Origin of the sequence: Acidisphaera rubrifaciens HS-AP3 (assembly GCF_000964365.1) — a bacterium.
Classification (GTDB): domain Bacteria; phylum Pseudomonadota; class Alphaproteobacteria; order Acetobacterales; family Acetobacteraceae; genus Acidisphaera; species Acidisphaera rubrifaciens.
Genome location: NZ_BANB01000131.1, coordinates 1 through 9,305 on the forward strand (window position 1 = coordinate 1; position 9,305 = coordinate 9,305).

At 72.6% G+C, this 9,305-nt stretch carries 10 protein-coding genes; 1 reads left to right on the forward strand and 9 read right to left on the reverse strand.

Annotated features, from left to right (window positions below; genetic code table 11):
• Positions 1 to 694 (forward strand): nitrilase-related carbon-nitrogen hydrolase (locus B8460_RS04895; RefSeq protein ID WP_048860460.1); only part of this gene is annotated, 694 nt, incomplete at its 5' end.
• Positions 695 to 734: 40 nt separating this feature from the next.
• Here the strand turns inward: B8460_RS04895 and B8460_RS04900 are convergent.
• The 9 genes from B8460_RS04900 to B8460_RS04940 form a co-directional block, all read right to left on the reverse strand.
• Positions 735 to 1,625, reverse strand: coding sequence for an SDR family NAD(P)-dependent oxidoreductase (locus tag B8460_RS04900; RefSeq protein WP_048860461.1), 891 nt, complete (start codon positions 1,623 to 1,625; stop codon positions 735 to 737).
• A gap of 96 nt (positions 1,626 to 1,721) precedes the next feature.
• Positions 1,722 to 2,138 carry a TadE/TadG family type IV pilus assembly protein gene (locus B8460_RS23570; protein WP_158322715.1) on the reverse strand — a complete coding sequence of 139 codons (417 nt, stop codon included), beginning with the start codon at positions 2,136 to 2,138 and terminating at the stop codon, positions 1,722 to 1,724.
• A 41-nt stretch (positions 2,139 to 2,179) separates the two neighbouring features.
• A complete protein-coding gene (locus tag B8460_RS04910; RefSeq protein ID WP_048860463.1) occupies positions 2,180 to 2,620 on the reverse strand; it encodes a hypothetical protein in 441 nt (146 codons plus the stop codon).
• Entirely contained in the window at positions 2,617 to 3,897 is a 1,281-nt protein-coding gene (locus B8460_RS04915) for a TadE/TadG family type IV pilus assembly protein (protein ID WP_148360355.1), read from the reverse strand. Before B8460_RS04915 ends, B8460_RS04910 begins: the two co-directional genes overlap by 4 nt.
• Complete coding sequence (locus B8460_RS04920; protein WP_084623244.1) at positions 3,894 to 4,673, reverse strand: tetratricopeptide repeat protein; 780 nt, start codon at positions 4,671 to 4,673, stop codon at positions 3,894 to 3,896. The genes B8460_RS04915 and B8460_RS04920 overlap by 4 nt, the downstream gene beginning before the upstream one ends.
• Before the next feature lie 13 nt (positions 4,674 to 4,686).
• Positions 4,687 to 5,640 (reverse strand): type II secretion system F family protein, encoded by a 954-nt coding sequence (locus tag B8460_RS04925; RefSeq protein WP_084623245.1) that lies wholly within the window; start codon positions 5,638 to 5,640, stop codon positions 4,687 to 4,689.
• Positions 5,637 to 6,605, reverse strand: coding sequence for a type II secretion system F family protein (locus B8460_RS04930; RefSeq protein ID WP_048860467.1), 969 nt, complete (start codon positions 6,603 to 6,605; stop codon positions 5,637 to 5,639). The genes B8460_RS04925 and B8460_RS04930 overlap by 4 nt, the downstream gene beginning before the upstream one ends.
• Positions 6,602 to 7,942, reverse strand: coding sequence for a CpaF family protein (locus B8460_RS04935; protein WP_084623246.1), 1,341 nt, complete (start codon positions 7,940 to 7,942; stop codon positions 6,602 to 6,604). The genes B8460_RS04930 and B8460_RS04935 overlap by 4 nt, the downstream gene beginning before the upstream one ends.
• Positions 7,939 to 9,258, reverse strand: coding sequence for an AAA family ATPase (locus B8460_RS04940; protein ID WP_158322717.1), 1,320 nt, complete (start codon positions 9,256 to 9,258; stop codon positions 7,939 to 7,941). Before B8460_RS04940 ends, B8460_RS04935 begins: the two co-directional genes overlap by 4 nt.
• Positions 9,259 to 9,305 lie beyond the last annotated feature (47 nt).

Here is a 9,305-nt window from a genome sequence, read left to right on the forward strand (position 1 = left end):
GGCGGACGGCGACGCGGTCGCGCGCCTGGCCGCCATCGCGTCGCGCCGCGGCGTGCATGTCGTCGCGGGGTTCGCCGAGGCGGCGGCGGACACCCGCCACGACGCCGCGGTATTGGTGGGGCCGGAGGGGGTGGTCGGCCATTATCGCGGACTGCATCTGGATGCGGCGACGCGTGCCTGGGCGCGGCCGGGGACGCGCTTTGTGGTACATGATACGCCGGTCGGGCGCATCGGCCTGCTGCTGGGCGGCGACGCGTTGCTGCCGGAGGCGGCGCGGGTGCTGGCGTTGCGCGGCTGTGATCTGATCGCGTGCCCGGCGGCGATCACGGCGCGCACGACGATGCCGCACGCGGGCAGCGCGATCGCGCAGAACTGGCCGATCCCGACCGGAGCTGACGCGCATCACTGGCACCACCTCCGCTGCCGCGCCGGCGAGAACAACGTCTATTTCGCCTATGCTAACGCGGTGGGCGATGCGGCTGGCGGCGACGGCGGCCGGAGCGGCGTCTTCGGCCCCGACACTTTCGCCTTTCCGCGCCGCGAGGGGATCGTTGCGGCGGGCGAGGGGATCGCGGCGGCGGAGATCGACACCACGAACCTGGATACGCCCTATACGACGAACGTCGTGCGCCGGAAGGATCTCGTGCTGATGCGCCTGCCGCACCATTACGCGCCGCTGATCGCCCGCAACTGAGCGGCGCCGCCCCGAAAGGTGGACGGCGCCGGTCGGGCGGTCAGCCGGCGCGCGCCTTGGCGGCGAAGTGGCTGGTCTGGTCGAACGCGCTGGTGACCTCGCGCGCGCCGGCGGGATCGGCGATCTCCGCGAAGCGGGCGGCCACGTTGTCGGGCGAGAGCGCGTCGGGCGGCAGGTAGACGCCCTCGGTCTCGGTCAGGCGGGTGACGGCGAAGCAGCCGCCGCCGGCGGCGAGAATGGTGCGCGAGGGCGCATCCTCGCTGACGAGGTAGAGCACGCCCGGCGTCACCGTCTCCGGCCGCAGCGCGGCAGCGTCGGCCTCGGGCAGCAACCCCTCGGTCATGCGGGTCGCGGCGGTGGGCGCGAGCGTGTTGACGCGGATGCCGTATTTCGCGCCTTCGTGGTGCAGCACATTCATCAGCCCGACCATGCCGGCCTTGGCCGCACCGTAATTCGCCTGTCCGAAATTGCCGTAGAGGCCGGACGACGACGAGGTGAAGACGATGCGGCCGTATTTGGCGGCGCGCATCGGCTCCCACACCGCCTTGGCGCAGTAGGCGCTGCCGAGCAGGTGGACGTCGATCACGCGGCGGAACTCTGCCATGTCCATCTTGGCGAAGGTGCGGTCGAGCAGGATGCCGGCATTGGCGATCAGGATGTCGATGCGGCCCCAGCGGTCGAGGGCGGCGGCGGCCATCGCCTCCACCTGCGTCATGTCGGCGACGTCGGCCCCGTTGGCGAGGGCGGTGCCGCCGGCCGCCTCGATCTCGGCGGCGACGGCGCGGGCGGCGTCGGAGGGAGCGCCCCCGGGACCGAGATCGTTGACCACGACCCGCGCGCCCAGTGCCGCGAGGCCGAGCGCGTGGGCGCGGCCGAGGCCGCGGCCGGCGCCGGTGACGATGGCGACGCGATCATCGAAGCGGATGGGCATGCGGACGGCTCTCCCGGGGCGTGTTGCAGGTGCGAGGGGCGGGAGACTTGCCCAGGCCGGCGCCCGTGTCGAGGCGGCGGGGCGGAGGGCAGCCGGTCAATGCTGGATGATCAGCGTCTGGCTCGCGGTCAGGGTGCGCGGCGCGATGCCGCCGAGTGCCAGCACACCCGACCAGGGGTAGCTCGCGGTCACGGTGACGCTGCCGCCGACCGCGTCGGCCGGGGCATAGGCGATGCTGACGGTGGTGGCGGCGGTCGCAGCGGCGCCCATCGACGGGCCGGCGGCGGCGGCGAAGCGGGCGGTGATGGCGGCGGTGGTGGCGGTTGTGCTGTTCACCGAGGCGTAGCGCGCCGCCGCCTCCACGCCCCAGGTGAGGCCGCGCTGCGTCAGGAACAGGGCGCCGAGATCGAAGGTGCCCGCCAGCGGCAGCAAAATCAGATGGGCGACGAGGGCGAACTCCACCAGCGAGGCGCCGCGGTGGTCCCGGCGGAGCGCGGCGGCCGCCCGGATCATTGCCGCCCGGATCATTGCCGGCCCGATCATTGCCGGCCCGATCATTGCGTGCGCACCGTCGCGGCAACGGACGGCGCATAGGCGGACGCGAGCCCCGGCAGGGGGAAGGGCAGCGTCACGCTCGTCGAGGCGATGACGGTGGTGTAGCCGGCCAGCGTCTCGCCGGCCGGGCAGGTGCCGGTGCAGGCGACGCTGCCCGCCGGCTGGTAGCCGCCGGAGACGCAGCCGCAGGCGGTCGAGACGGTGACGGTGAGCGCGGGCGTGGTCGTGCCCCAGGATGCGTCGGCCGCCGCCAGTGCCCCGGCCGCCGTGGCGGTCCCGGGGTTGGCCCAGAGGTAGAACAGCGCGGCCTCCAGCGCCCGGTCGATGCGGTTGGCGGTGGTGACCGCGAGGGCGAGATCGGCGGTGCCGAGGCAAAGCGGCACGATGATGAAGGCGAGGGCCATCGCCGCCTCGACCGTGGCGGTGCCGCGGCGGTTCATTGCAGGAGTTGCACGGTGGTGGCCGCGCCGCCGCCGCTCCCGCCCGTGGTCTGCGCCGTGATGCCGGCGGACCCGGTGGTGTGGATCGTGTTGGCGACATAGGTGGCCGCGCCGCCCGATTGCGGCACGATCTTGGCGTTGTTGCTGAGGTCGAGCGCGCCGCAGGGGGTGTAGATCGCACCGTCGATCGCGAGCGTCGAGCCGCCGGCGAAGGTGTTGGCCGGCGCGCTGCCGCTGGCGGGGCAGGTCTGCCAGACCAGGATGCCGGCCTGCGGGCCGGTCGTGGGCGCGGTCATGGTGGTTGTCGTGTTGGAGTAGTTCGTCCACGACAGCGCGCCCGGGTTGCTGCCGGTCAGGATGAACTGCACGCCCTGTGCCTGCGTCACGGTGGCGTTGTTGAACACCAGATTGCCGTTGACGACGTAATAGGTGCCGGGTGCGAAGGTGTCCGTGCTGCCGTTGCCGCCGATCGTGGTGTTGCCGCAGAACACGTTGGCTGCCTGCGTGAACTGATAGGGAGTGGCGCGCCAGGCGGTGAAGCTCGCGTTCGTGTAGCTGCAGGGCCCGTAGCTCGGCGCCGGGGTGCCCGCGAGCGGGTCGGCGACGCTGCTCTGGTCGCTGCTGCCGGGCGAGGGGTTCATCGTATTGCTGCCGCTGTTCGACTGCTCGACACCGCCCACCGCGCCGAGCGCGCTGCCCGAGAGGGTGCCGCTGTTGAGGTAGATCGACTGGGCGGCCGCCGAGTTGGAGAAGATGCCGCAACCGGTGGCGACGATGCTGCCCATGTTGTCGACCTGGATCGCCGGGGACGCGGACCCGTTGAGGGCGAGGACGCAGGCGGTGACGGGCGGTGGCACCACGCCCGCTCGCGCGGTTGCGTGCAGCGTCGGCGTCGTGAGGTTGAGGAGTCCGCCGAACCACGAGGTCGCCGTGGCGTGGACGGTGACAGTGACGGCGGTCCAGCCGGTCTGGCTGACGTCGACCGGTGTTGCGAGCGTGCCGATGGCATAGGCCCCGGCGCTGGCCGCGTTGATTTCCAACAGGGCGGCCGCCTGGAAGTCGGACGTCTGGGCCGTGTGGCCGGGCAGCAGGCGGGCGGCCCCCATCGCGCCGGCGTCGGCCGCCAGTTGCAGGCGGAAATCCTCGCGATACCAAAGGCCGAGGTCGAGGGTGCCGCCGGCGGTGGCGAGGACCACCGGCAGGGTCACGGCCAGCACCACGGCGACGCCGCCGCGCCGGTCCCGCCGCAATCCGACGGAGCGGACGCCGCGTCTCATGGGGCCGGGGCGGTCAGGCGTTCGATGCCGCTGATCGCCTGCGCGACCTGTGTCTCGTTCAGGTCGGCGGCGAGGATGCGCTGCGCGGCGGGCACGTCGCCGGCGGCGACCAGGGCTGTGGCGAGATCGTGGCGGACGCGGCGCGCCGCCGACGGGTTGGCGGCGATGCGTTGCAGCAGGGCGAGCCCCTCCGCGCCGTGGCCGGAGATGCTGAGCGACAGGCCGAGATTGACCTCTGCCGCCGTATCGTCCGGCGCCTGCGCGAGCGTCGTGCGGTAGAGAGACTGCGCCTCCGCATGCCGGCCCTGCAGGTCGAGGGCGACGCCGAGATCGTTGCGCGCGGCCGCATCGTCCGGCGCCGCGGCGAGGGCGGCGCGGAAGGACGCCTCCGCCTCCGCCATGCTTCCCTGTGCCAGGGCGATCCGTCCGAGGCCGCGCAACGGCGCCGCGTCGTGGGGCAGGGCATCGCGCGCGCGACGATACGCTTCGGCCGCAGCACCCGGGCGGCCCATGCGGAGGAGGATGTCGCCCTGCCGCAACAGGGCGGCGCCGTCGTCGGGATGGACCGCGAGGATGCTGCGCGTGATCTGCAGCGCGCTGTCGTCAAGTCCGCTCGCAAGGGCCGCATCGGCGACCGCGAGGCTGGGCGGCCCGTCGCGCAGATGCGGAGGCGTGGCGATCGTCGTCATCGTCGTCGTGCATCCGGGCAGCAGCGCGAGCACCCATGCCGCGAGGCCGGCCCCCGCGCGCGATCGTAGCCGTGGCGTTGCGGACATTCTGTCCCCCCTTTCACCAATTCACCGTCTGCATCGCGCGCAGGATCGCGGGACCCGCCACGATCAGGAATACGCAGGGCAGGATGAACATGATCATCGGCAACGTGAGGAGCACCGGCAGACGCGCCGCGCGTTCCTCGTAGCGGGTGAGCATGTCCTGACGCAGCTCCGCGGCGAGGGTGCGCAGCGCCTGCGACAGCGGGGTGCCGAACTGCAGCGATTGCGCGAGCGCGCCGGTCACGCGCACGAGGGCGGGCAGGCCGGTGCGCGTGCCGAGGTTGAGCAGGGCGATACGGCGATCCGGGCTCATCTGCATCTCGCGCATCGTCTGGGACAGTTCCTGCGCGATGGCGGGATGAGCGTGGCGCGCCTCCACGCTGACCCGTTCGAGTCCGGCTTCCAGCCCGAGCCCGGCTTCCGCGCAGATCACCAGCATGTCGAGCGCGTCGGGCAGCCCGCGATCGAGGGCGGTGAGGTAGCCGGCGCGGCGACGGCGCACGAGGTGATCCGGCAGGAGAAGCCCGATGAGCATCGCCGCGGCCGCCCATAGGACGGGCTGCGGCGGCTCCAGGCCGACGAGATGCGGGGCGAACAGGACGAGCAGCGGCAGGAACGCCATCAGCAGCAGCTTCGCGCCGACAAAGGTCGCGAGCCCGGTGGGACCGTCGAGGCCGGCGATGCGCAGCGTGTGCCGCAACTGTTCAAGGGTGGAGCGCGACAGGAGGCCGCTGCGCGCGATGAAGGCGCCGATCCAGACGACGGGCCGCACCGGCAGCGGTATCGGGGCGGCCACGCTCGGGCGGACGGCGGCGACGCCGGGGCGCAGGGCCGACAGGCGCGCCGCAACCGTCTCGCGCCGGCGCAGACGCTGCAGGAACAGCCCTAGGCCGCCGGCATAGAGGCCGGTGCCGGCCGCGAGGGCGGGCAGCACCGCATGCCAGCCCGCGACGCCGTGCGCAGCCATCATGCGAGGGTACGGCGGATGATGGTCTGCATCGCCCACAGGCCGGTCGCGAGGGTGAGGATCGCGGCGGCGAGGACCTTGCGCCCGCCGGGGTCGTAGACGAGCGGCTCCACGTAGTCTGGACGCAGCAGATAGAGCGCGCCGCCGGCGACGAAGGGCAGGGCGCCGAGCACATAGATCGACATGCGGGCCTCTGCCGCGAGGGCGTGGCCGCGCGCGCGCATGGCGACGCGCCGGCGGATCACCTCGGCGAGGTTTTCCAGGGTTTCCGTGAGGCCGCCGCCGGTCTGGCTCTGCAGGGCGAGTGCGGTCGCGAAGAAGCGGTATTCGGCGAGACGGTTGCGGTCGGCCATGTCGCGCAGCGCCTCGTCGATGGTCACGCCCATCGCGAGCCGGCTGGAGACATGGGCGAAGGCGGCGGCCGTGGGCTGCGGCGCCTCACGCGCGACCATCGCGACTCCCTCCGCCACCGGGATGCCGACGCGCACCGCGCGCACGATCATCGCGAGCGCGTCGGGAAACTGGGCCAGCAGCCGCCCGGTATGACGGGTGCCGAGGATATGGAACGTCGAGCGGCAGAACAGGACCCAGCCGAGCGGCACGAAAGCGATCGCCGCCGGGCCGAACAGCAGCATGAAGAGCGCGGCCACCACACGGGCGAGCAGCAGCGCCACGGGCAGCACGATCCACCAAGGCACCGCGTAGCGGTCGGCGAGTACCGGATCGTAGCCGACGATGTGCGCGAAGCGGTGCAGCAGCGCCGGTCCCTGGCGGGACGCGGTCAGCCGCGCGCGGCCGGCGCGGGGCGGGGGGGCGGTGCGGCGCGCGTGACGGGCGGCGAGGGCTGCGAGGCGTTGTGCCGCCCGGCGGTCGCGATGCCGCCGCGGCCCGAGCGCCAGGTCGATGCCGATGCCGATGGCCAGCAGGCCGCCCAGGCCGGCGGCGGCGAGGCGCCAGGCCGGCGTCATGCCGGTACGTCCTGGATCGCCTCGGCCCAGGCGCGGTCGAGGCCGAAATAGGCGAGCCGCTGGTGAAAGGACGGCCGCGCGCGGCTGACGCGGTAGCGGCCGTGGATACGGCCGTCCGCGCTCTCCCCGGCCATCTCGAAGGCGAAGATGTCGTTCATCAGAATGACGTCGCCCTCCATGCCGCAGACTTCGGTGACCTGGATGACGCGCCGTCCGCCGTCGCGCTGGCGTTCGGCCTGCACGATGATGTCGATGGCGCTCGCGATCTGCGTGCGGATGGCACGCGAGGGCAGGCCCATGTTGCCCATCTGGACCATGTTTTCGATACGCGTGACGGCGTCGCGGGTATTGTTGGCGTGGATCGTCGACATGCTCCCGTCATGGCCGGTATTCATCGCCTGCAGCATGTCGAAGGCCTCCGGCCCACGGACCTCGCCCACGATGATGCGGTCGGGGCGCATGCGCAGCGCGTTGCGCACCAAGTCGCGCTGCGTCACTTCGCCGCGCCCTTCCAGGCTGGCGACGCGGGTTTCCATGCGGACGACATGGATCTGCTGGAGCTGGAGTTCGGCGGCGTCCTCGATGGTGATGATCCGCTCGGAATCGTCGATCAGGCGCGACATGGCGTTGAGCAGCGTCGTCTTGCCCGATCCGGTGCCCCCGGAGATGACGACGTTGAGCCGGCAGCGGCCGGCGATTTCGAGGATGCGCGCGACCGGGGCGGTCATCGAGCCGAGTTCGACGAGGCGGGCGAAGTCGATCGTCCGGCGGGCGAACTTGCGGATCGAGATATACGGGCCGTCGAGGGCGAGCGGGGGGAAGACGATGTTGACCCGGCTGCCGTCGAGCAGGCGGGCATCGGTCATCGGCGTCGCCTCGTCGATGCGGCGACCGACGGCGGCGGCGATGCGCTGGCAGACGTTGGCGACGTGGGCCGCGTCGCGGAAGCGCACCGGGGAAAGTTCCGTGCGGCCGGCGCGTTCGATGAACACGCGGTGCGGCCCGTTGACCATGATGTCGGCGATGCTGTCGTCGTCCAGCAGCGCCTCTAGCGGACCGAGGCCCAGCATGTCGTTGACCAGCTCCGTCGCAAGCTCGCGTTGCTCACGCCCGTTGAGGTGGAAGCGGCGCTGGGTGGCGATGTCCGCGATCAGCGCCTCGATTTCGGTGCGTAGCTCGTCGGGAGTCAGGTTGCCGATGGCCGCGGCATCGAGTTCCGCGAGGCAGGCGGCGCGCAGGGCCGCGATCGGCTTGGTATGCGCCGCGTCGTGGCCCGGCGCGGCGTGATCGGTCACATCGGGGCGACGGCGGCCGAAGCTGCGGGCCGGCTCTCTCATCGACGGCGTCCGAACCAGCGGCGGCGGCGGGTGGCAGCGCCGGGCGTGTCGTCGGCCGCGTCGAGCAGGCGCACGAATGCCACCTCCTGCGCGAGGTGCAGCAGCGATTGACGGAGCGCGCCGCGTCCGAACGCATGTGCCGGCTCGCCGACGGTCGCCGCGTGTCCGACCTGGCGCGGCAGGTCGGGGATGGTGACGTCCACCTTGAGCTGAAGCGCCTCCTCCACCTGCTGCCGGTTGAGGCCGCCCTGCATGCCGAGGCGGTTGAGCACCACGACGGCGCGTCGCGACTGCAGCGGGCCGGCGGGGATCGCGAGAAGGCGCAAGGTGTCGCGCACGGCGGCGAGCGTCGGCGTCATCACGAGGACGCGCTGATGGGCGAGGCCGAGCAGGTCGCGCGCGAAGGCCTGCCCGGTATACGGCAGGTCGGCGATGATGATGTTGTAGCGGCGACGCACCGCCTCGGCGAGGCGGGCGGCGGCGCCGGGGGCGTAGGCCGGCTCCTCCGTCAGTTTTTCCTCGCCGGCAAGGACGTGCAGCCGCTCGCGCACCGGCTGCGCGGCGCGTTCGATGAACAGGGCGTCGATGCGTTGCGGCTTCTCGATCGCGGTGCGCAGGCCGGCACTCGTCTGCGCCTGCAGGTGCAGGGCGCATGTGCCGCGGTGCAGGTCGGTGTCGAGCAGCAGGGTGTGGCGGCGCGCCTCGACGCCGAAGCGCCATGCGAGGCTCGCGGCGATGATGGAGGCACCGACGCCGCCGCGCACGCCGGTCACGGTGACGAGACGCCCGCCCTGCACGCCGTCGGCGGGCGCGGGCTGCCCGCTGAGGCACGGTCCGAAATGGCGGGCGACCATGTCCCGGCCGAGCGGCTTGTAGAGATATTCGACGACGCCGAGGCCGCGGATGACCTGACGGTAGAAATTGACGTCGTTGCGGTCGCCGATCACCAGCACGCGCACATCCGGCTCGACCACCTGCGACAGATCGTCGAGCGCGGTGAGCGGCTGATCCTCGCCGGCGATGTCGACGATGAGGATGGCGGGCGTCGGCATCTTCTGCAGCGCCGTGATCGCGGCGCGCAGTCCGGCACGGCGCACCTCCAATCCCTGCGGCAGCACCTCGGCGAGTCCCTCGCGCAGCGCCGACTCCGTATCGGCGTCCTGGACGAAGGCAAGAAGAGCGGGGCGGTCGCCCCGACGGCCGGCGTCGTTGAGCGGTCCCGGCAGAGGCGCGGCCGGGGCGTGCGCCGGGAGCGCGGCGCTTGCGGTGCCCGTGGGGTGGGCGGCGCGGTCGGCCGCGATAATGTCGTCGGGCATCATGGCCCCGCCGCAGGGCCGCCGCCGGGACCGCCGCCGGGGCCACC

Bases quoted from the DNA above. Each gene is read 5' to 3' on its own strand.
- B8460_RS04900 (WP_048860461.1), bottom strand. From the start codon at position 1,625: ATGCCCATCCGCTTCGATGATCGCGTCGCCATCGTCACCGGCGCCGGC.
- B8460_RS23570 (WP_158322715.1), bottom strand. From the start codon at position 2,138: ATGATCCGGGCGGCCGCCGCGCTCCGCCGGGACCACCGCGGCGCCTCG.
- B8460_RS04910 (WP_048860463.1), bottom strand. From the start codon at position 2,620: ATGAACCGCCGCGGCACCGCCACGGTCGAGGCGGCGATGGCCCTCGCC.
- B8460_RS04915 (WP_148360355.1), bottom strand. From the start codon at position 3,897: ATGAGACGCGGCGTCCGCTCCGTCGGATTGCGGCGGGACCGGCGCGGC.
- B8460_RS04920 (WP_084623244.1), bottom strand. From the start codon at position 4,673: ATGTCCGCAACGCCACGGCTACGATCGCGCGCGGGGGCCGGCCTCGCG.
- B8460_RS04925 (WP_084623245.1), bottom strand. From the start codon at position 5,640: ATGATGGCTGCGCACGGCGTCGCGGGCTGGCATGCGGTGCTGCCCGCC.
- B8460_RS04930 (WP_048860467.1), bottom strand. From the start codon at position 6,605: ATGACGCCGGCCTGGCGCCTCGCCGCCGCCGGCCTGGGCGGCCTGCTG.
- B8460_RS04935 (WP_084623246.1), bottom strand. From the start codon at position 7,942: ATGAGAGAGCCGGCCCGCAGCTTCGGCCGCCGTCGCCCCGATGTGACC.
- B8460_RS04940 (WP_158322717.1), bottom strand. From the start codon at position 9,258: ATGCCCGACGACATTATCGCGGCCGACCGCGCCGCCCACCCCACGGGC.